The 20,425-nt window shown below is 44.2% G+C and carries 21 protein-coding genes; all 21 read right to left on the bottom strand.

Going from position 1 to position 20,425, the window contains the following annotated elements:
* Nucleotides 1-23: 23 nt before the first annotated feature.
* The 21 genes from NST96_RS24795 to NST96_RS24895 all read right to left on the bottom strand — a co-directional run bounded on the left by NST96_RS24795 (nt 24) and on the right by NST96_RS24895 (nt 20,387).
* The gene (locus tag NST96_RS24795; protein WP_243014831.1) at nt 24-410 is read right to left on the bottom strand and encodes a hypothetical protein; all 387 of its coding nucleotides are present in this window, start codon (nt 408-410) and stop codon (nt 24-26) included.
* A 2-nt stretch (nt 411-412) separates the two neighbouring features.
* Nucleotides 413-802 (bottom strand): flagellar export chaperone FliS, encoded by a 390-nt coding sequence (fliS, locus tag NST96_RS24800; protein WP_243014832.1) that lies wholly within the window; start codon nt 800-802, stop codon nt 413-415.
* Between the two features lie 21 nt (nt 803-823).
* The gene (locus NST96_RS24805; protein ID WP_243014833.1) at nt 824-2,368 is read right to left on the bottom strand and encodes a flagellar hook-associated protein 2; all 1,545 of its coding nucleotides are present in this window, start codon (nt 2,366-2,368) and stop codon (nt 824-826) included.
* Between the two features lie 15 nt (nt 2,369-2,383).
* Nucleotides 2,384-2,737 (bottom strand): flagellar protein FlaG, encoded by a 354-nt coding sequence (gene flaG, locus NST96_RS24810; protein ID WP_279041575.1) that lies wholly within the window; start codon nt 2,735-2,737, stop codon nt 2,384-2,386.
* Nucleotides 2,738-2,905: 168 nt separating this feature from the next.
* A complete protein-coding gene (locus tag NST96_RS24815; protein WP_243014834.1) occupies nt 2,906-4,747 on the bottom strand; it encodes a flagellin in 1,842 nt (613 codons plus the stop codon).
* A gap of 26 nt (nt 4,748-4,773) precedes the next feature.
* A complete protein-coding gene (gene fliS, locus NST96_RS24820; RefSeq protein WP_243014835.1) occupies nt 4,774-5,220 on the bottom strand; it encodes a flagellar export chaperone FliS in 447 nt (148 codons plus the stop codon).
* Between the two features lie 47 nt (nt 5,221-5,267).
* Nucleotides 5,268-5,576 (bottom strand): EscU/YscU/HrcU family type III secretion system export apparatus switch protein, encoded by a 309-nt coding sequence (locus tag NST96_RS24825; RefSeq protein WP_243014836.1) that lies wholly within the window; start codon nt 5,574-5,576, stop codon nt 5,268-5,270.
* Entirely contained in the window at nt 5,573-7,948 is a 2,376-nt protein-coding gene (locus NST96_RS24830) for a DUF6240 domain-containing protein (RefSeq protein WP_243014837.1), read from the bottom strand. Before NST96_RS24830 ends, NST96_RS24825 begins: the two co-directional genes overlap by 4 nt.
* 292 nt (nt 7,949-8,240) lie before the next feature.
* The gene (locus NST96_RS24835; protein WP_243014838.1) at nt 8,241-9,353 is read right to left on the bottom strand and encodes a CDP-glycerol glycerophosphotransferase family protein; all 1,113 of its coding nucleotides are present in this window, start codon (nt 9,351-9,353) and stop codon (nt 8,241-8,243) included.
* Nucleotides 9,354-9,406: 53 nt separating this feature from the next.
* Entirely contained in the window at nt 9,407-11,215 is a 1,809-nt protein-coding gene (locus NST96_RS24840) for a glycosyltransferase (RefSeq protein ID WP_243014839.1), read from the bottom strand.
* A 75-nt stretch (nt 11,216-11,290) separates the two neighbouring features.
* On the bottom strand, nt 11,291-12,112 hold the full coding sequence (gene hag / locus NST96_RS24845) for a flagellin Hag (RefSeq protein ID WP_243014840.1): 822 nt from the start codon (nt 12,110-12,112) through the stop codon (nt 11,291-11,293).
* A gap of 196 nt (nt 12,113-12,308) precedes the next feature.
* A complete protein-coding gene (gene csrA / locus NST96_RS24850; RefSeq protein WP_172921175.1) occupies nt 12,309-12,548 on the bottom strand; it encodes a carbon storage regulator CsrA in 240 nt (79 codons plus the stop codon).
* Nucleotides 12,542-12,976, bottom strand: a complete 435-nt coding sequence (locus tag NST96_RS24855) for a flagellar assembly protein FliW (RefSeq protein WP_172921176.1) — start codon at nt 12,974-12,976, stop codon at nt 12,542-12,544. Before NST96_RS24855 ends, csrA begins: the two co-directional genes overlap by 7 nt.
* 16 nt (nt 12,977-12,992) lie before the next feature.
* Nucleotides 12,993-13,574 (bottom strand): DUF6470 family protein, encoded by a 582-nt coding sequence (locus NST96_RS24860; protein WP_243014841.1) that lies wholly within the window; start codon nt 13,572-13,574, stop codon nt 12,993-12,995.
* A gap of 21 nt (nt 13,575-13,595) precedes the next feature.
* Complete coding sequence (gene flgL, locus NST96_RS24865; protein WP_172921178.1) at nt 13,596-14,489, bottom strand: flagellar hook-associated protein FlgL; 894 nt, start codon at nt 14,487-14,489, stop codon at nt 13,596-13,598.
* Between the two features lie 36 nt (nt 14,490-14,525).
* Entirely contained in the window at nt 14,526-16,007 is a 1,482-nt protein-coding gene (gene flgK, locus NST96_RS24870) for a flagellar hook-associated protein FlgK (RefSeq protein WP_243014843.1), read from the bottom strand.
* Between the two features lie 26 nt (nt 16,008-16,033).
* On the bottom strand, nt 16,034-16,537 hold the full coding sequence (locus NST96_RS24875; RefSeq protein WP_342404953.1) for a flagellar protein FlgN: 504 nt from the start codon (nt 16,535-16,537) through the stop codon (nt 16,034-16,036).
* 33 nt (nt 16,538-16,570) lie between these two features.
* On the bottom strand, nt 16,571-16,846 hold the full coding sequence (gene flgM, locus NST96_RS24880; RefSeq protein WP_342404954.1) for a flagellar biosynthesis anti-sigma factor FlgM: 276 nt from the start codon (nt 16,844-16,846) through the stop codon (nt 16,571-16,573).
* 162 nt (nt 16,847-17,008) lie between these two features.
* On the bottom strand, nt 17,009-17,437 hold the full coding sequence (locus NST96_RS24885; RefSeq protein WP_024984135.1) for a TIGR03826 family flagellar region protein: 429 nt from the start codon (nt 17,435-17,437) through the stop codon (nt 17,009-17,011).
* Between the two features lie 131 nt (nt 17,438-17,568).
* The gene (locus NST96_RS24890; protein WP_031932647.1) at nt 17,569-18,417 is read right to left on the bottom strand and encodes a ComF family protein; all 849 of its coding nucleotides are present in this window, start codon (nt 18,415-18,417) and stop codon (nt 17,569-17,571) included.
* On the bottom strand, nt 18,414-20,387 hold the full coding sequence (locus NST96_RS24895; RefSeq protein ID WP_342404955.1) for a helicase-related protein: 1,974 nt from the start codon (nt 20,385-20,387) through the stop codon (nt 18,414-18,416). The genes NST96_RS24890 and NST96_RS24895 overlap by 4 nt, the downstream gene beginning before the upstream one ends.
* Between the last annotated feature and the right edge of the window lie 38 nt (nt 20,388-20,425).

Raw genomic sequence — 20,425 nt, forward strand, 5'->3', positions numbered from 1 at the left:
ATTCGATGGTTTGCATTTCCAATCTATTTCTTGGTGTCAAAAAAAGCCCCATAAGCCGCTGCTCTGTACCCTAAATACTGATTGTTAACCGTTTTGCTCCGCTGCACCTGATTCATCTTATCCGAAAGATTTTGTTTCTTCTCTTCCATGATTGGGAGTAGTCGCCGATTCAATTTAAATACTGGCTCCAAATACTGCTTCGTCCATTCTTCTTGGACCGCAGCTCCTGCCTTCATCTCACCCGAAATTTGCACGATTACTTGTTCCCGTTTCTCCAGTATGTTGATCCATAGGTCGGGGTCTGCATCGTCCTGAAGCACTGCCTGTTCCCATTCGAGAGAAATCGACAATAACTGTCTGAACAGGTTTTCCAGGTTTTCCAGGTTCTCCATCTGGTTCTTCTCTGCCATCTCTACAGTGCCTGTCCCTGTTTTTTTGCTAATACGACTGCTTGCTTCCATGCATCCCGAAATTGGGCGATAAAGTCTTCAACTTCATCCAAAATTGTAGTATCTTTTTTCACATTTGCTTCGATCAATCGCTTGTGAAGATACTCATACAAGCGGTTCATCTGCTCCGCAACCGGATATTGGTGGTCTAAAGTCAGCATCAATTCTCGAATAATATCCTGTACTCTTATATTGTATTCGTGGGCTGTGTTATAACGTTTCTCCGCAATTTCCATTTTAGTTAACTTAATGAATTTTAACGCGCCATTGTACAACATCAATGTGAGGTCAGCAGGTGACGCTGTGTTGACTGAATTGTTTTGGTAAGCCTGCGCAGGTTGTTGATACGCCATTTCATACAACTCCTTTTATTCTCACATTCCTCCACCAAATTGTTGCGCAAGCCAGCCGCTTTGCGAATTGGCTTTTTGGATTGCTTGTTCCATAGCGGTGAATTGCTTCCAATAACGAGCTTCAATTTCCTTTAATCGCTTCTCCCAATTATTTATATCCTTATTGAGTCGAACAAGTCCTTTGCCGATGACACTATTATCTACTTGGTAGGCATTACTTCCCGCTTTTTCTGTGATTTTTTCCATGGATGCATTCAGTGAATTATATAGACGCGTTGCAATTCCAAGGTCTTCAAAAGTCGCCGGATCGGTGTTCGGAGTTTTAGTGAACAACTCAACTACTTTGCTTCCGTTTTGGCTGATGGCTTCGCGCAATTTTTTTTCATCGATATGCAATTTCCCGTTTTCTTCATAACTCTTGGTGGTGATACCTATTTCAAAGAGTGTATCGAATTTCGGATCAGATACACCGGCAACTGGCGTGTACAAGGCACGCCGCATATCACTAAGTGCAGATGAAAGAATCGTATCGGAGCGCATAAGGCCACTTTTTGCCTTTTCTTCCCATAATTCGATCTGCTTTTCCGACATTTCTTCTTTTTGCTCAGCCAATAAAGGAGTGTAGTCCCGATATTGTTTTTCTACTAATTTAGAGTTGACCTTCTCAATGATCTCATTGTATTTATCGACAAACCCTTTGATTGTATCATAGATGCCATCAACATCAGTTGCAGTGGAAACAGTGGCGTCACCTGGTGATTTCAGGGTATATTCCATGCCGTTAATCGTAAAGGTATTGGAGGTTCGCTCAGTATCCAGACCATTGATAGTGAATTGAGCGTTCTTCCCTGTGTTTGCATCTGTAAGGCTTAATGCTTTCGTTAAAAAATTCCCACCTACAATAATCTCGCTGCCGTTCTTATTGTCCCCGGTATGATTTGTGGCCATCGAGATCTTATCCGAAGAAGCATCATAAAACATAGTAACACCCAAACCAGATGCATTCACTTTTTTCAATACATCATTCAGTGATTCTGTCTTAGGGTCAAACGTAAAGGTGGTTGGTTTGGACATCGTGCCATCCGGTTGAAAAACCTCAAGTGTAAAAGAATAGGTGCCGTCAGCTGCCTGTGTTCCAAAATCGGCATTTTTAAATTTACCGTTATTTATTTCATCAATCAGCTTCGCGTTTGGATCAATTTTTTTATTAGGATCGGCTGAGAGGTCATCAGTACTCTTTTGACTTGATATTTCGGCTAACGAGCTAACCTTCATTTGGGATGTAATATTGGTACCTGTGTTAACGGCCTTTGCGCTGACGACAGATTCATTGGAAGAGGTTACTTTATATTTGGAATACGTGCCTTTGAGTTTCATGTCGAACATTTTGTTCTTTAAATCCAGAAACATGGCGTTTATTTCCCGATAGCTGTCTCGTCTCCACTCTTCCTGTTGTTTTTTTTGCAGAAGCTTATCTAGCGGGGCACGCCTTACTTTCATAAGGTCCTTGACCATTTGTTCCGTATCCATACCTGATGCCAGACCACTAATACGCATAGTGCTCATGATGTATAGTCCCTCCTATCTCTTTTCATCTACTAATAAACCGACCATCTCATGCATTTTTGCAGCAATATCGAGAACTTTTTTTGACGGGATCTGTCGAATCACTTCGTTTGTTTGGTCATTGACTACTTCTACGTAGTATTCATTCAACTCATCATGTAGGCGAAACTGAAGATGGGTACTTTCCGTCTGTATCCACTTGTTCAACCCTTCAATTACCTTTTCCAGATCTTGTGATGAATTCTGGTTTCCCGGTTCATTGCTCATCTCATGCTGTCGATCAATTGGCTTTTGTCCTGATTCGCTTAATCCTGTACCAGTTGGTTTTGAGACAACGGCAGCTGGTTGATTAGGCAAACGAACTTCCATTGTTACTCCCCCTAGAGAATAGTTGTTACTAACTATATCGGAAAAGGGAATGGAAGATATTAGACTATTGCCCATTGATCCCTATAACACTCAAACTGCTAAATAACTTTAGGAAGCGAAAATTTAAAGGAGATAAGCACAAACTTCAACTTATCTCCCTGTACCCAATTATTTCAACAACTGAAGAATTCCTTGCGGCAGCTGATTTGCTTGGGCAAGCATAGCTGTCGCAGCCTGATTAATAATATTGTTTTTGGTAAAATTGGTCATTTCCATGGCCATGTCAGCATCGCGAATGCGCGACTCGGCAGCAGTCAGGTTTTCATTGGCCGTGCTAAGATTTGTAACAGTATGTTCCATCCGATTTTGGTAAGCACCTAATTTTGAACGTTCTTCGGATACCCTGTGAATTGCATTGTCAATAATGGAAATTGCATTTTTGGCGGCCTCTTGATTGGAAGAGACATCAATACCGGCTACCGCATTTGCTCCTGGAGTAGTGATCTCTGTCTTGTGGTCAGCAGCTCTAGCCAAGCCCAGAGCAGCCGCATCCATTACACCAATAGAAACTTCCATGCTTTCGGAAGCATTTGCGCCAATCTGCATGTTTAATTTCAACTCCTGGCCAGCCGTGGATACAAAGTCCTTGTCAAAAATTCGAATATCCAAGCCGTTGCTACCAGCTCCAAATGATTTTCCATCATCAGTTTTTTTCGTAGACAATACTAGGCTGTTGCCGGATATAGAATGAGAATTAAGCGCAGCCAAATCATTCGGATAGTTTGACGTGATGTTTGTCAACTGTTTATCGAGGTCTTTTAAAACTTCATCCATAGTCTTGTTAGCAACATCAACAGTCAATATTTTCGCGGCAGGGTCGTAACCAGTAGCAGACTGGTCATCAAAAATGATCGTCACACCGTCGATGACAAGCATATCTCCGGCCTTTGGCGTCTCTGTAAAACTAAGCGAAATGGTTTTCTCTGCAGTCGCGTCCGTATTGGCTTTCAACGTAGAAACGGTTGTCGTTGGTTTGCCTTCTTCATAGAATTTGGCTCCAGATAGAGGGGCACCCGTATTGTCCTTGGCACCCACATTGACCGTTTCAGCTTCATCCGGTGTCATGTTCTTGACTGTTTTCAATACGAGCTTTCCTGTATTTGAATCAAAGGCACCATCACTTGGTGTAGTGTTGACGGCATCAACAACGGTACTTGCCGCACTGTCAAAAGTAGGATCATTTTTCATGATCGCATCTTTTAAGGCTGCCAGAACAGCGTTCACATTTGTTTTGGCATCTTCATCCGGATCGGCTCCTCCTGTTGCCCAAGAACCAATATTTACAGCAACATGCTTATCCCCGACCCCAGCGGTAGTACCTGTGCCTGTTACATCTAATTCATAGATTTTTCCGTTAATCTCAAAGGTAATTCCATCTGCCTGTGCTTCTGTCAAGTTGCCAAAGCCTGGTTCCAAAAACAGCTCCACTGCTCCCTTGGAAGTAGAATCAGCAGTGATTACTCCCTCCCAAGTTCCGTTGTTGGAATTGGTGTATGTAACAGCATCTGAGCTTGCGAATGCTCTTCCTTCTTTTGCTCCCCGCAGCAACGGCTTTGAATTGAATTGGGTTGTCGTCGCTATCCGATCAATCTCCAACGTCAATTGGTCAATCTCATTTTGAATGGCGGCTCTATCTGGCTCCTCCAAAGTGCCGTTTGCGGCTTGAACCGCCAATTCCCTCATACGCTGAAGAATTTCATGCGTCGTTCCAAGCGCACCTTCGGCTGTCTGAATCAGAGATATTCCATCCATTGTATTTCGTTCTGCCATAGCCAAACCCCTGATTTGCGAGCGCATCTTCTCGGAGATAGCCAACCCGGCAGCGTCATCGGCCGCTCTGTTAATCCGCAGTCCGGAGGACAGCTTTTCCAAATGCTTAGAGACGACACCTTGATTTTGGGATAATTGTCGATAAGCGTTTAAAGCTTGGATATTATGGTTGATCCTCATAAAGTACACCTCTCCTTTTTTTCAAATTATTCCTTTCGATCCACCGTTCCATAATCATAAGGAAAGTCCTGATCGTAGATGGCTGTTTTTCTTCTCAAAGCAGGTCCATGATTGTCTACTCCCTTTTCTAGAGCCGCATTCCATGCGTCAGCAATCATTTTTAATAACTGAAGGACTTCTTCAATGAGAGCACTGCTTTTTTTTAGATTGGCTTCAATTAATCGGTCCGCCATATAGCTATATATCGCTTCCAACTGATCTGCAATAATTCCAGCTTCGTAATTAATCCCAGCTCCCAAGCGATACAAAATGTCGTTGCAGTTTTGCAGAAGTTGGTTCGCTCCCTCGTAATTTTGCAGCTTAATCGCAGAGGAAGCCTTTTCTAGTTTATCAATACAAGCCTGATATAAAAGGCTTGTTAATTCTTGTGACGATTTTTGATGCAGGGCTTGCTGTGTAAGCACTTCTATCACCAGTCTCACCACCAATGAATGTCCTGTCTTTTTATTTATCGGTATTATTAGTACTTTTTTTCAGTGTTTTTCTCCATTTCCTCGATAAGCAATAGTACCTCAGCGACCACTGCATACAGTTGAGGCGGTATGTTGTCACCTAGGTCCATATCGATTAAATTCTCCACAAGCAGTGAATCTTCTTGAAGTGGTATGTCATTTTCTTTGGCCATATTGATTATATGCTGGGCAATTTGACCTTTCCCCTGGGCAACGACTACCGGGACCTGGTCACGATCCTGATCGTATCGAATTACTGCAGCTACGGGACCGTTCATAGCCCGCTTTTGTTTTTGGTTAAACCACTTCCGGATCATATTTTAAAATCAAATCCTTTCAGGCTATTCAGGCTGGCTGTTAATCGATTTACCTTAGCCGGATTTTGAGCCTGTAGCTGTTGGTGTCCTGCTTTCTCCTCCGTTAATCTTGTAAAGGTTACACCAGCTATGTTATAGCCTATCCCTTGCAAATTTTCTTTGCATTTCATTACTACTGGCTCCAACCTTTCCTTCATTCCCTGTTGGTCATTTTTAATAGTAATGGATAGATTTCGATCAACCGTAGAAATGAGAATGCCCGTCGGTCCCATTTTTTTCGTCTCAAGTAAGAAATAAAGACTGCAGTTTTCCCAATCGATTTTTTGTCCTTTGTTTTTTGAGTTTACATAAAGTTTAACGCTTTCCAAACGGTCTCCCAGCATTGCTGGCAATTGAAAGAACATGCTTTGCAGATTGCTTCCCGCTTCCGATTTGCTAAGCAACTGCTGGCCGTTTAAATTATGGAGGGCCTGCTCGGCAGAATGATGGTTATTCAGGGGAGAAAACGCCCCATCTTCTGATTTTGCAAGCTGCATTAAAGCGACTTTTAAATTTTTGTGAAGGTCCTGGTTGCTACCCGGTTGTCCGGAAGACAACGCCTGTGCCACTTCGCTTTCATAGTTCAGCCCCAATGAACGAAAAAATTCAAACGTGTTCCGCGGTGAAGGCGGGTGGTTTTGGAAGTGATTCGTAATGTCAACTACCTGATTAGCGAATTGATGTGTTGACGGGGCTTCCTCGGAAAAAATACTGCTTCTTGTCAAAAAGTGCTGTATCCTAACATTGGAGGGCTTCCATTGTAGTGACTCAAGCATTGCTTTGACCCCCTGCAAAACATCTATTGCCTTGCCGTTTTCCCCTTTTGTCAAAAGGCTTCTCGCCTCTGCCAATTGACTGCTTGCTTTCATCAATTGCTTTTCAGTCTCCATATCAGTCAACATCGTGATCTCGCTTTTTAAAATTGACTTGTCGAGCATGTCTATCGTAGATTCCAGGAGTGGCTTAACACCAGAAAAAACATTACTGTTGTTTGTTTGTATAACCTGGATTACGTTGCTGATATTTCTCGCCATTTCTCTTTTTACCGTTTGAAATTCACTAGCTGCTTGGCTCAACTTCTTGGTAATCTCTGTAACAACTAAGTCCCTCGTACCAAGAAAAGCTCCTGCTTGCAGGTCAGAAATCCTTTCGTAATCATACTGGCCCAGAAGTAAAGTATCTTTATCTAACCCTACACGGAGATCGGCAAAAAGATCTGGTCCTACTTGATCCAAAACTTTGAGAACTTGTTCTCTTCCGACCTGTTCCCAACCGATCTGTTGCAAGGTAACTGCTTGAGCAAGTGCTTTCTCGACTTTTGATACTGCGTCAGGGTTTCCTTTTGCTTGGTCTCCAAATTGTTCCGTAAATAACCGCAATGCTTGTTCCATGGAGGGCTCTTGTTGGACCAAATTTATTAATTTGTTCAACAGTGCGTCTTGATGATGATTTAGATCTGATTGAATGAAATTCACGTTTCCTTCATTCAATAAAGAGATACCAGGAGTTGACATTTGGTTTTGCGATTGAGTTGGAATGTCACTCTTTCCAATGCTTTTATTGAACTGGCTCAGTGTTTGTAGAAGAAGCTGCCTGGCTGCTGTCTCCTGACCCGCATGTTGCAGCTTTATAGCTTCTACCACGGCTTTTTCCACTTTAGTCGCTACTTCTGGCGTTACTCTAGGATTGTTGACAATATGATCACGAATGTGCTGAATAGCCTTATCAAGATTCGTTTCCGTCTGTAATATGATCTTTGCAGTCTTGTTTGTTGTTGGCTTATTGCCAAAGTCCGTTAACACGTTAGTAAGTGGGGGGCCATGCAAAGCTTCATGCACAGAACGCAGGTGTGTACTTGTAACGCTCAGTTTTTTATTTGCTATCATTTGGATCGTATCCAGTTTCTGTTGCACTGTACCTGACGCTCTCTCAAAAAATTCTTTTACATCGCGTAAGGATTCTTTACTAAGAGGGATACCATTATCCAATAATATTTTGGCAGCTTGTTTCAGTTCTTGTGTGGCCTTCTCGCCCATACTGGTTAATACTGTTTGCACATCTGGCTCACTGGCAGTATTTCCAGCAGCGACCAAAACCGTTTTGACTTGAGGGAACTGCCCTTGGCTGTTTGTTACCTGGATGGTTGCTCGTTCTCCGGAAGGAACCTTCCCTTCGAATTGAACGTGAACATCTTTACCCCTGATCTGGACGATCGCTTCTTTATCAGAAATCCGTTCTTTGACTTTGACTGAATATACTTCTCCCTCTTTTATTTCCAATGGCTGATCGTTTTGTATAAGCTGGGTACCTGAAGTAGATTGAATTATTCTCATCTATCATCACTCCCTTGGGATGAGGAACGGTTAATTGTCTCTATCTCTGTTATCGACAGAAACAGAGAGGGAGTTAAGGATGCAATTTCTTTGTGACGTAATTCGAACTTTTCAGTTATGATGCCCCATTATTTGGTCATCTGGCGGACAGGGGCACGCTTTCTTGTGGCCAACTCGGAAAACAAAATTGGTAGTTCGTAGTTCAAACAAAATAAAATCTCCCAACCTTGTTTTAAACTAAGTGGTAGTTAATCGGTTGAGAGATTACATATTATTATTAAAAATGAGCAAATTATAACTTCAACTTTTCTTTTAAATCTTCCCTTAGAATATTTTGTTTTGGGTTTTGAACCGTATCTATTATTGCTTCCGCTGCTCTTACACTCGATCTTCCATCCCTAAAAGCAAAGAAATTATCAATAAGGCTTTGCATCATATCAACTTCCAAAGGTTCCTCTGAAAAGATAGATTGTAAACTTGTTTCTAAACTACATCCTATGTCATAGGATGTAACTATTTCTCTTAACAAATTCGCTTCCGGACTTTTACTCTTATATTTATCAGATCTATCTGTGTTTAAAATGATGGTTTTCTTGCCAGCCAAAAGTGAATCGAAAATCATACCACTCGTATCAGTAATGACAATGTCAGCAATTTTCAATAGATCTAGAGTATTCGTTCTATCGTCTCTTACATTGTCAAACATCGAGTAGATTTTTTGTCTTCGGGAGAACTCAGATTGTAAACTTGTTGTACCATGATGTAGTTTAACAATAACATTATATTCTTTTTGAAGTAATTCGAGCTTATCTAACCATTGGTCAATAGACGAATGTTCCCCATATGTAGGCGCATAGAGTACCGTTTTCTTAGACGGTTCGTAGTTTTTCATACTCGATAATACTAAATCTACATTGATTTGATTATTAAACCATCGATCAAATTTTGGATTCCCAATAATTCTCCCGGAGTTGAATATATTTGTCCGTTCGTAATCATACTGACCATAATTTAGAATCATGTCATAAAACACATTCCAATAACTAAAATTCCAAGATTCTTTTTCTAATCCAAAACCTACTCCGTACATCATTCTTACATTGAAGATACCTAAATCGGAAAGTTGCGAAAAATAGTACGGACTCACGACACAGTTATACTTTATTCCATTCAACAGCAACACTGAGCAAGGAAAGGCTTCTAAATCGTCCCGTTCAATATTTTCTATAAACTCAACTGTCCCGTTATACATTTCCCTCCATTCTTCATTGTGCGATATATCATCATTTAAAATTAGATCGCAAGTATAGCCTTTCTCTTGCAAAGAGTTTATTGTATCTTCATACAAGTAGTAATGAAATGGTGTATTGATAAAAAAACCAATTCTGTCGACAACTTGAAGCATTTATGACACTTCCATTTCATGATTCTGATATAGTGTTTCCAATGAATATAAATTCATATTTTTTCGGGAGCGTACGTATTCAAATATACTGCCCCAAGCTTTTCTGCCATAAGGTCGTCCAATTTATATTTTCCAAGCAGAAAGGCAAGATCCTCAGCTAATTTGTACTGACCTTGTTCTATTAAATAATCAATTAACAGGATTAGCAGATAAGACTCTATATTTTCGGTAATACGATGAGGTGCAGCTTCAATCGTTTGTATAGCAACGTCTAATGCAATTGAAAACTCACCCAGTTCCGCATAAAGCGAAGCCAGCATCCCTTTTAAAAATAAATTATCAGGCTCCTGTCCATAATATCGGTCTAATAATGTAATGGCTTCCGAATGCTTATTACAGATCTTTAACAGAAAAGCTTCAAGATAATACTCTTCCTTTTTACAAAGCAGATATTTATTTATATAGTCAAAGTTGAGTTCGTACTTTTTCCTTGCTTGTGGCTGAATCAGTTTTTGCAAACAAATAACAGCCTTTTCTTTTAATCCGCACTTGAAGTAAGCCAATGCTAATTCGTTCCATTTTACTTGAAGATCATTCTGAACCAGATATTCACCTATCTCGATAGTTTCTTTGTATAAATTGAGACGATTGCACATAATCATGCGTTCGTTTAATATCATCCAGTGATTTCCCGCTGCTCTGTAGAGTTCCAGAGAATCTTTTATAAAGGATTCGGTATCCTTTGAATAGTTACGGTCCCTATCATAGGCCATCCAATCATCAATAAGCTTTTCCCAAGCAAACTTATGACTTGCTTCTATTATTTCACTTCGTAAACTTTTTTTGTTTTTTTGCATTTCCAAGCAGTAATCAATTTTCTCGACGAATTCCGAATAACTGTTCGCAATGAATGCGCCTGGTATGCCAAGCAAATCTGGTAGCATTGTAGAAACTACCGGAACTCCGGCACTGATATACTCAAAAAATTTTAAGGGGGTAACACTGGCTGTTAATTCATTCTCTTTAAAGGGGATAATTGCAACATCGGACTGATTGAGATAGTTTACTAACTCGTAATATTTTTTTTCTCCCAAAAAATAGAGATTGTTGCTTTTGGGGAGTCTTTCCTTTGTTGTCCATGATGGTCCCACAAAAACAAAAGAATAGTTTGGACGCATTTGAGCAATGTAAGCAATTAACTCTTGACTTACCCAACCGGCAATGGCTCCCATAAAAAAAACAATGGGACCTGGGATATTTTTTAAATCCTTTGGTATTTCAATAACCGTCTGACGAAAGTCATCTACTTTTACACCGTTAGGAAAATAATGTACATTATTATTGTAATATGAAGCCTTTGTGTATAATCTTTTGGCCGTCGCAGTAACATAATCACTAATGCAAAATAACTTGCGCTCTTTGTATATTAATATTTCTTTCAAACCTACATCTAAGTCTTGAGCGAATTCTTCCCAATCATCTAAGCAGTCATAAACAAGTAAGGATTCTGTGGAGATATCATCCAAATAATCAACCCACTCAGGAAACGTAACTAGATACATACAATTGGTGGAACAAAAATATCCCCCTAGCTTTGCAATTAATCGGGAAATAACACTCTTCTCATCTTTTGTTACAAAAAGGGTTTGGTCTAATACATATAAGTTGTCACCAACTTGCTTTAAACTCTTGATATTCTTCTCTACTGCATTTTCAATATTATCATCCACGTAATGATATCTTGATTTTAAATCAACAAAAATAACTATTTTCCCTCTTTGAGCTAAATCCTCCGCTAAATGCTGCGGCCTTTGTTTCATGCTGTCATAAGAAATTGCAGCCAAAACAATTATTGTTTGCATCATATCCCCACCGTAATAAAAAGACTCACTATAAAAAAGTGATATTATAGTGAGTCTTTCAAAATAAATATTAGATTATCTCAGAAGCTGCAGAACACCTTGAGGAGTTTGGTTCGCTTGAGCCAGCATAGCTTGAGAAGCTTGAGTCAGAATGTTGTTCTTCGTCAGTTCCATCATTTCTTTCGCCATGTCGACGTCACGGATACGAGACTCAGCTGCTGTCAGGTTTTCTTGAGCTGCTCCCAAGTTGTTGATTGTATGTTCCAGACGGTTTTGGGTTGCACCCAAAGCAGAACGCTGTGCGGAAACAGCTTTAGTTGCCGCGTCGATTTTTGCTACTTCAGTATCAAAGCTAAAGGTAGCTGCATCAACTTTGACATCTTTAACTGTCAGTGTAGTAGCATCCATTTTACCAATGTTAAGAGTCAATTGTTGACCAGCGTTCGCACCGATTTGGAACGTAAATCCAGAAGCTTGGCTTCCATCCAACAGTTTTTTACCGTTGAATTCTGTACGGTTAGAAATTCCATCAATTTCTGTAATCAGCTGATCCAGTTCGTCCTGGATAGATTTCAAATCCTCTGTTTGTTGAGTACCGGTGTTACCTGCTTGTACAACAAGCTCACGCATACGTTGCAAAATAGCGTGAGTTTCAGTCAAAGCTCCCTCAGCAGTTTGGATCAAAGAGATGCCGTCTTGGGAGTTCTTTTGAGCCATTTCCAGACCGCGAATTTGTCCGCGCATTTTTTCGGAGATGGACAGGCCTGCTGCATCATCGCCAGCACGGTTGATGCGAAGACCGGAGGACAGTTTCTCCATCGATTTCGCAGCCATCCCGGTGTTTCCAGTCAGTTGACGATGAGTGTTGAGAGCAGAAATATTGTGGTTAATACGCATATTAATTTCCTCCTTGATTGTCACCACCACGTCCCTGTGGTTGGTTCATTGATTTGTGGAAAACCAACTCAATCGCGCGCTTGGGTCGTTTTCCTCTACATTTCTATTATCGGAAACCTGATTCATGTTTTTTAGGACTTTTTCGTCCGATCTCTATATTTTTTTTGACTGTCGTCTACAAAAAAAATCTGATACGTTATTTCGTATCATATCCGTTGTTCATCCACTCTTTTAGATGGGCAAAGTCTAGTTTACTTTTTGAAGCAAGGCGGTTTTCTTCCTTAATCGCCAAGTAAATTTCTTGACGATACACTTCTACATCACGGGGTGCCTCGATCCCGATTTTTACGACATCTCCTTCGATCGCTACCACTTTGATCTCAATATGATCCCCAATAATCACCGACTCGTTCTTTTTCCTGGATAATACTAGCATGATCCACCTGCTCCACTGGTTGCATTCACTTGAATTTTCATCAGAGGCTGGCGAATTTCATACTGATCCCCGTTTAAAATGATTTGCTTGGCCATTTGTGTTGCTTCATTTACAATGATGGGCGCCTTTAAATTAACAGTGATCTGGCCCTCGTCTCTCATAGAGACCACATTACATACAAATACAGGAGTATCCTCCTCAATTTGAAGCTGTGCTTTTACTTGCTCTGAGAGAGTAAACTCGTACTGAGGAAAAAAGGGAAACGGATCAATCGCCCAAAAACCTATCTGCTCATCCTCCAATGACTGCAAGGAAAAAAATGGCCCATCTGGCTCCACTGTGGTCAGTTGAAAACGGCGGAGCTGGGGAAATCCGGGGACTCCGTCCTGAAATACCAAGCTTCTTGCCTGCATCCCATGTTCTGTCATCTATACCGCTCCTTTTTCAAAACAACTGGTCTACATTCAAACCGATCACTTCGATCTTTAAACTATTCTTTTGCAGAATGTATCCGTCAATTTGCCCCCGTCTATAATCAAGAATCGGTTTCTTGATTTCAGGATTCATCCTCACGCCGCGTGCTTGTACATCTATTGTTGTTTTTCCTGGTTCATATTGTATCTCGATACCGTCTCCAATAATCGATCCCGCTGCAATGATCTCTGTATTTTGGTAAATACCGCTCTCTGCAAAAGCGATTTCAGGAATCGGATCCGCCCCTCTTTGCTCAATGGACGCCAGCCAATCACCATCCATACTGATCCGTCCAATCGCTTCCATTGCCTTCTGCTGTCCGTATTTTGCGTAATCCATCATTCTCCGCAGGGGACCGCGCAGGTCGAGATTGGCTTGGGCTTCACTGGTATCAATGGACAATTTACCGGGCTCACGCCGAATCTCCAGAATAGCCCACTCCTGCCGCATGTTCAACTCGGCCTGGGGCTGCCTGATTTCCTGTACTGGCTTCTTAATATCAAGGCCTATCTTCGCATTTGTTTGTGTCATGCTTATATGAGGAAGTCGCATAAAATTTCGCTCCTAAAGCGATTACCGCAAGAAATCAAGCAATGACGGTTGTATTATCCGAGCGCCCGCTCCAAGCGCAGCTCTATGAACATTTTCCTGTGTCTTGAGATTTGTAATGACTTCAGCAATGTCCGCATCTTCGTTTTTGGACATTCCTTCTGCCACGGTAATCTCTTCTCTTTCCATACGATCCGAAATGAGTTCCACACGGTTTGTTCGAGCGCCTAATGTTGACCTAACCGCCAATAAATTATCGATTTGTTCATCAAGATTACCCAACTCGTTGTTAACCGGTTTACCGTCCTTTAAATCGGCTACAATCTTGTCCAATAATTCGAATACATTTTTTCCATCTGTACCCGTATGGTTAAACACAGACTGGCCTGTCACGTTGATAGGAACAAGGATTCCAGTGCCAACCTCCAGCATCATCTCGCTGTTGTTATTGCTCACATACTTTCCCTGATCTACATCATAAGGCGGTGTCATAATGTCGCTGCCACCAAAGATAAACTTCCCGCCTAATGTCTGGTTGGCGACGCTGCCGAGATGTTCCTTCAACTGTGCAATCTCTTTACTCATGGCTTGAAGAGAATCAGGTCCAAGTGCACTATTACCTGAGTTGACTGCCAGTTCCCGTACACGATGCAAAATGGAACCCGCTTCATCTAGAGCTTTATCGGACAACTCCAACCATGACTGGACCTCAGTTATGTTTCTTTGATACTGTTCGTTCTCCATTAAGGATGATCTGTAAAACATCCCCCTTGTAGCTACGACAGGGTCTTCGGAAGGGCGGGAAATTTTTTTACCGGAAGACAGTTGCTGCTGCATTGTGTCCATACTGTACATGGATTTGTGTAGATTGCGTAGCATATTGCTGTTCAACATGTTTTGTGTAACACGAATCGCCATATTCCACTCCCTCTTTTCTCTAAAACGTTAATCTAATCAGAGTCCGACACGACCCATACCGTTAATAACCTTATCCAAAATCTCATCCATACTGGTCATTACACGGGCAGATGCGTTATACGCATGTTGATACTTTACCAACTCTGCCATTTCATCATCAATGGAAACTCCAGAAACAGACTGCCTTTGGTTATCAATCGTTCCTACAATCATTTCCGAGTTCGTGTGATTCCGTGCTGCTTCCTGAGAATCAACTCCCAGTTGTCCAATAGTATAGCGATAAAAGTCATCTAGCGTAGAACTTTCTTTTAGGTCGTTTACTCCCGTTCCAGCTTCCAATACCCTAAACTTGATCGCCGCGATAGCCAAAGCGTTTTGGTTATTGCCCACCGCAGTATTTCCTTGTTCCGGCTGTGCTGCCGCAATCGAATCCAGACTAGCCAAAATGGCCGGGTTAATGGCAATGCTGCCTGCACCTTTCGGATAGTCCTTCGAGCCCGCCGCAGCATTGACATCCACAAAAAACGGGAGATCTTGGGGTTCACCGCCGTTTTTGATATCACTCAAACTACGACCATTTCGATGTACTTCGTTGATTTCCTTTGTAAGATTAACCGCCAACACATCCAAGCGATGCATCATGTTGGTAACGATCTCTCCTCGTGATTCGTAGACACCAGCCATATATCCCGTTGTTGGGACAAATGTTTCTCCCCCGATAGTAAGATCCAAAAGACCGGTATCCGGATTTTGTTGTGTAGCTACAGGTTGAGATTCCGATCCAATTACAAAATCACGATTCTCGACAGAGACGTTCACCGCTCCGTTAGGACCTGGAGTTACTTTTATTTCAACCAATTTAGATAGCTTGTCCAGGAGGACATCACGCTGGTCATACAAATCATTGGGTTGATATCCATGTGGAACTATATCTGAAATCTGACGATTAAGACCGGCAATTTGCTTACCAAGCGTGTTAATCTCCATGGCTTTGATGCCGATCACATTGTCCAGATCACGCTGTACTTCCTCAAGGTGCCGATATAAACCGTTAAACGTATCGGCAACCGCCTTCGACCGCTCCCTGACGACAGCTCGGGCCGATGTGTTCGTCGGATCCTTCGCTAGGTCCTGCCAAGCCTGCCACATTTGATCCATAACTTTTTGGAGTCCTGTATCGGACGGCTCATTCATAATGCCTTCCAGCTTCTCCAGGGTCTCCATGCGGCCTTCCCAATAACCCTGACGTTTGTTTTCATTTCGATATTGTACATCAAGAAAATCTTCCCGCAATCGTTGCAAGCTTACGACATTGACCCCTGTTCCCAGCAGGCCTGGTTCAATCGTTGCCATCATTCCAGGGTACGGAAGCCCCGTGGTCGCCTGCATATTGGCTCTCTGACGCGTATATCCTTCCGTATTCGCATTTGAGATGTTGTGTCCCGTCGTGTTCAGGGCAGATTGCTGCGCGAACAATCCGCGCTTGCTTACTTCTATTCCGTGAAAGGTAGAGCGCATATCGGCACCTCTTTACTTTATTTTCATCATGCCTTTTTGTTAAAAAACGTCCGTGCATGATTTCGATACCCATCCGACCTGGCAGTCCTGCCGTAAAAAAAGTCATCCTCCGGCGAGTCTGTCACCAGATCCAGAGTCATATTTACAAATGAAAGAGACTGCTCCAGCAGCTGCTGATTCAATTCGTTCGCTTTACGCAGTTCGGAAATAATTCGCGTCAACTCATCCCGAGCCTTCATCAAGCGGGCCTTCTCTTCCGGGCTGGTCGTCAGCTTGATCAATTCCGCCAGGGTGCCGTTGTCGCGGTGAATGCCTTGCTCGGCAAACATTTGGGCAACGAGAGATTGGCGCGTGTCCTCGGCCGCACTCACGGCTTTGATCAGCTTTTTCTCCTGAGTGGTAATGGCCAGCAGCTGATCCACGTCGCCTTTGATTAAGACTTCCTTTTTTTGCACCGCCAACGTCTGCAACGCCTTATGCAGCTCGATCAAGTTGTCGAGCAGCTCGTAGAGGTTGCTCCATTTCGCCATGCTGCTCCCTCCACTCCGTTGATCTCCTCAGCCCTACAGCTTGCGCCAGAAGGAGAGGAACTTCTCTGCGATCTTGTCGCTTGGGACCTTGTACGTTCCCTCTTCCACCTGCTTCTTCAGGTTGTTTACCTTTTCTCTCCGTTCAGGAGACTGGGGGTCTTCCACCTGTTTCAACATTTCCAGCGCTTCATTCGAAATGTTGACCTCGTCCTTGCCCATCGGGATACGCCCGTTTTTGGCCGCAGGAGCCTTTCCCGTGTTGTTGTATGCTTTGATCATGCCTGTACGATTAGGTTCGTTAATTCGCATCTATTACCCATCCTCTCAAACCGAAAAAACTTGGCAATCCATTCGTCTCCGCATTGCTGCCGTTTCATCATATGGAGAACGAAAAAAAGAAAACCGACGATACTGTCTCTTAGTAGTATCATCGGCAATTTCCCTTTGGTCGATTAGGTTTTTTCGCGAAAACTATTCGCCAGGTTTCGCCCTTCTTCGATAAGCGGCCTGTGCTAGTTTTTCCCGTCTTTCCTCTTCCAATCTGCGGTCTACTTCACTTTGCTGGGTAATATCGTGCTGCAGACTGCGAACACACGAATCGCAGAGGTTTCCACTGCGGATTAAAAACCCGCAGCTTTCGCAAGGATAGCCAAGATTGGGGCTTCCCTCGATAGAGATGCGCCCTTCTTTAATAAATTTGGTAATCTGTTTGACGCTGACACCTGTTGCCTCGCTTACCTGGTGAATGTTGGCTCCCCGATTTTCTCGTTTCCGTAAAAACTTGGCACACTCTTCGTATTCCTTTTCCACTGCCTGATAGCATTTGGGACAAATATCACGGACAGTCTGTACAAACAGGGCATCGCAGCGCGAACAGTTGGAAAGTTTGCCCAGAGACATAAAGACAACTCCTTTAACCGATCCGAGTCTCATTTGTGATAAAAACTGGATATACTACCATCATATCGAAAAATGACGAATGTACAAGAAGAAACGCTGATTGTTCGAAAAAGGTCAACTAAATTGCAGGGTTATCGAAAGCAGGTAAGAGCAGACACCTGACAGGTATGACCCAGCGCTTCCCGAATCGCTGCAGCACACGCTCGCAATGTGGAACCAGTCGTATAAATATCGTCAACAATCAAGACTTCGCGAACCTGTTTTCTGATGATTCCACCGATTTGGCTGCCTGTATACATACAGGTAAAGGCCCCTCGCATATTCTCCTCCCGCTCTCTCTTGCCGCGCTGCTGACTGAGCTTGGCCGTCTGCTTTGATCGTTTGAGCAGGGGAATGTACGGTATGCCAATCCGTTTTGAAAGTCCATCCGCTACCAGCTCCATCTGATTGAACCCTCTATCAGACAGCCTGCTTTCATGCAGAGGCACTTCCGACAGGCAGGAGAATCCCGCTGAATGATAGCTGCGATAGTATTCAATGGCCAGCAAGGCGCTAAAGAAAGCAGCCATCCGCTCGTCTCCGCGGTATTTAAAGCGACTGAGCATTGCCTTTCCACACTCGTCATAGGGCAGCAGCCCTCTGTTTCGCAGAAGAGAATTCCCTTTCTCCTGAACAGCCAGGCAATCCTTGCACACCCTCCTCTCCTGCTGACTGAAGTCAGCTCCTATTGGGGACTGATACATCTTTTCCCCGTTTCTCACCTGATTAACCATATCCCGACCGCAACACTCACAGATGAGAGTGCCAATCACTTGCCATTCTGCCAGACAACTGCTGCACAACGGCAGACTGTCGACCAGCCGATAGATCCGGGGGTATGTGGCTGGCCGTGACAGAGCGCGACTCCATCGCCCGACGAGCTCTTCACGGCGTCGTCCCGAAACGATTCCACCGCAGCTTACACAGGCGGCCCCGCTCATGACTGTCCTCCTGCCTGCTGCAGACTGGCAGCAAGCTGGTTCATCCGATTGATCTGCCGAATCGCCGCTCGGGATGCGGATGTCCGGTATTCTTCGATAAAAAGCACTGTACCGCTTGGCGCGTCGCTAGACCTGCCCACTCGACCCGCAATTTGCACGAGTGATGCCTCATCAAAGACAGGAGCTTCCGTACCGACGACAATGACATCGCTGCGTGGAATGGTCACCCCTCGTTCCAGAATCGTCGTCGTTACCATTACCAGCAATTGCTTGGCCCGAAAGAGGCGAACCTTCTCCTCTCTCTCCGGATCTGCCGCATGGACTCCTGCCATCGCTTGGCTGTATCCCGGCAGTCTCCGTTGCAAATAACCGAGAACAACGGGCACCTGGTCGACTCGCGGGACAAACACAAAGACCTGGCGTCCGCCATCCAGCGACGCAGCCAGCGTCTCTAGCAAAGGCCGAATGGAGCGGCCGGCTGACAGATGTTTATGCAATCCCCTGACCGTACAAACGAGTGGGACGGGCAGCGGCGAGCCATGATACCTGCCCGGCAAAAGAACATGCGTCCGGGAATGCATATGCGATTGAGCTCGCTTGGGCACCAAGCGCTTTTGCAGGTAGCGCGGAGGTGTCGCGCTCAAGTACAAAATCTTGCCGCCGGGCTGCACCGCTCGCGATACGACGCGGTACAAGACCGGATTATTGTGGTAGGGGAAGGCGTCCACTTCGTCAAGCACAACGAGCGGGAATCGATGATAAAACCGCATGACTTGATGGGTGGTCGCTATCGTAATGTCGCTGTCCTCCCATTTTTCTGTACTGGAACCGTGGACGGCAATCACCCGGGCATTTGGAAAGACTTTCGCGATCCGTGGAGCCAGCTCGAGCACCACATCTTTTCGCGGAGTAGCAATCAATACCTGTCCACCAGCTCGCAAGGTCTCAGCCACTGACGGAAACAGCAGCTCCGTCTTGCCCGCTCCGCATACGGCCCAGAGCAAGAACTCGCCGAGGCCCGGCCTGTCCGAGGCAACGAACTGGCGCGCTTTTTCCGCAGCCATCTTTTGCATCGGCGAGTAGGTGCCTTGCCAGTCGAGAAGAGCTGCTCTCCGTTCATAGCTTGTGCCCGCCATTCGCTCTCCGGTGAAACCACGATTTACCGTCCGCTCACAGAGTTTTCCGGGACTTACAGCTTCATAAGCTTGGCTTGCCTTTTGCCTCGGGACACAGAAATACGGTGTGCAGCATTTGCTTCGCCCCATATCCAGACACTCTGTACAGTAGGCACACCCCTGTCTGCATGAATGGCAGCGCGTCAGCACGATCGTTTGCTCCGATCCGCACCTCGCACACGTGAACAGCATGCGATGTCGCAGCCAGCTCCTCCTTATTCTCCACTCAATTCCCGGCCTCCGCTCTGCTTTTCCCGAGAGAATCATCCACTGAAAGCAGTACTCCAGCGACCTTGGTGCCCATCCCTTTTTGTTTAAAAGAACACCGACCTCGTCCCACAAAAGAGCGCGCCCGCTCATCCATGCAAGCAGCCGTTCGGATTCGCGTTTCAGTTCATCGGTGTCTTCCAAAGTATCTTTGCTTGAAGGCGACAAAGGAAGCGTGTCTGCTTGTTCTCCGCTCCCCCCCACACTTTCAAGCGATAACCATTCCTTTTCAATCGGAGTCATGCCTGCTGCCTGCTTGCCGTATAATACAGTAGCCTCTCTCACGTGAGTGGAGGCGAGAGCGCGATAGCTGTCCACGCTTTTTTCCGTAAACGCATGATCTCCAAGCGCATTGTTCAATTCTCCGCGCAGGGAAAAAGCGAGAGCCAGTGACTTGCTTTTGCCGATCACATACAGCTGTGCCCCCTCCCTTTCCCGCCAAAATGCCTGATCTACCTGAAAGCACGGCGTGATATGGGCTTGCGCCGCTCCCCCCGACACTTTGATGTAGAGCAAGTATTCCCGCATAGACTCAACCCCCGCCGATTGTTGTTATGGACAGTTTG

Origin of the sequence: Brevibacillus sp. FSL K6-2834, from assembly GCF_038592925.1 — a bacterium.
In the GTDB taxonomy this organism is placed as follows: Bacteria; Bacillota; Bacilli; order Brevibacillales; family Brevibacillaceae; genus Brevibacillus; species Brevibacillus borstelensis.

What these genes read in the sequence shown, in the direction of transcription:
- NST96_RS24795 (WP_243014831.1), bottom strand. Translation starts at nt 410, where the DNA reads ATGGCAGAGAAGAACCAGATGGAGAACCTGGAAAACCTGGAAAACCTG.
- fliS (WP_243014832.1), bottom strand. Translation starts at nt 802, where the DNA reads ATGGCGTATCAACAACCTGCGCAGGCTTACCAAAACAATTCAGTCAAC.
- NST96_RS24805 (WP_243014833.1), bottom strand. Translation starts at nt 2,368, where the DNA reads ATGAGCACTATGCGTATTAGTGGTCTGGCATCAGGTATGGATACGGAA.
- flaG (WP_279041575.1), bottom strand. Translation starts at nt 2,737, where the DNA reads ATGGAAGTTCGTTTGCCTAATCAACCAGCTGCCGTTGTCTCAAAACCA.
- NST96_RS24815 (WP_243014834.1), bottom strand. Translation starts at nt 4,747, where the DNA reads ATGAGGATCAACCATAATATCCAAGCTTTAAACGCTTATCGACAATTA.
- NST96_RS24825 (WP_243014836.1), bottom strand. Translation starts at nt 5,576, where the DNA reads ATGATCCGGAAGTGGTTTAACCAAAAACAAAAGCGGGCTATGAACGGT.
- NST96_RS24830 (WP_243014837.1), bottom strand. Translation starts at nt 7,948, where the DNA reads ATGAGAATAATTCAATCTACTTCAGGTACCCAGCTTATACAAAACGAT.
- NST96_RS24835 (WP_243014838.1), bottom strand. Translation starts at nt 9,353, where the DNA reads ATGCTTCAAGTTGTCGACAGAATTGGTTTTTTTATCAATACACCATTT.
- NST96_RS24840 (WP_243014839.1), bottom strand. Translation starts at nt 11,215, where the DNA reads ATGCAAACAATAATTGTTTTGGCTGCAATTTCTTATGACAGCATGAAA.
- hag (WP_243014840.1), bottom strand. Translation starts at nt 12,112, where the DNA reads ATGCGTATTAACCACAATATTTCTGCTCTCAACACTCATCGTCAACTG.
- csrA (WP_172921175.1), bottom strand. Translation starts at nt 12,548, where the DNA reads ATGCTAGTATTATCCAGGAAAAAGAACGAGTCGGTGATTATTGGGGAT.
- NST96_RS24855 (WP_172921176.1), bottom strand. Translation starts at nt 12,976, where the DNA reads ATGACAGAACATGGGATGCAGGCAAGAAGCTTGGTATTTCAGGACGGA.
- NST96_RS24860 (WP_243014841.1), bottom strand. Translation starts at nt 13,574, where the DNA reads ATGCGACTTCCTCATATAAGCATGACACAAACAAATGCGAAGATAGGC.
- flgL (WP_172921178.1), bottom strand. Translation starts at nt 14,489, where the DNA reads ATGGCGATTCGTGTTACACAAAACATGTTGAACAGCAATATGCTACGC.
- flgK (WP_243014843.1), bottom strand. Translation starts at nt 16,007, where the DNA reads ATGCGCTCTACCTTTCACGGAATAGAAGTAAGCAAGCGCGGATTGTTC.
- NST96_RS24875 (WP_342404953.1), bottom strand. Translation starts at nt 16,537, where the DNA reads ATGGCGAAATGGAGCAACCTCTACGAGCTGCTCGACAACTTGATCGAG.
- flgM (WP_342404954.1), bottom strand. Translation starts at nt 16,846, where the DNA reads ATGCGAATTAACGAACCTAATCGTACAGGCATGATCAAAGCATACAAC.
- NST96_RS24885 (WP_024984135.1), bottom strand. Translation starts at nt 17,437, where the DNA reads ATGTCTCTGGGCAAACTTTCCAACTGTTCGCGCTGCGATGCCCTGTTT.
- NST96_RS24890 (WP_031932647.1), bottom strand. Translation starts at nt 18,417, where the DNA reads ATGAGCGGGGCCGCCTGTGTAAGCTGCGGTGGAATCGTTTCGGGACGA.
- NST96_RS24895 (WP_342404955.1), bottom strand. Translation starts at nt 20,387, where the DNA reads ATGCGGGAATACTTGCTCTACATCAAAGTGTCGGGGGGAGCGGCGCAA.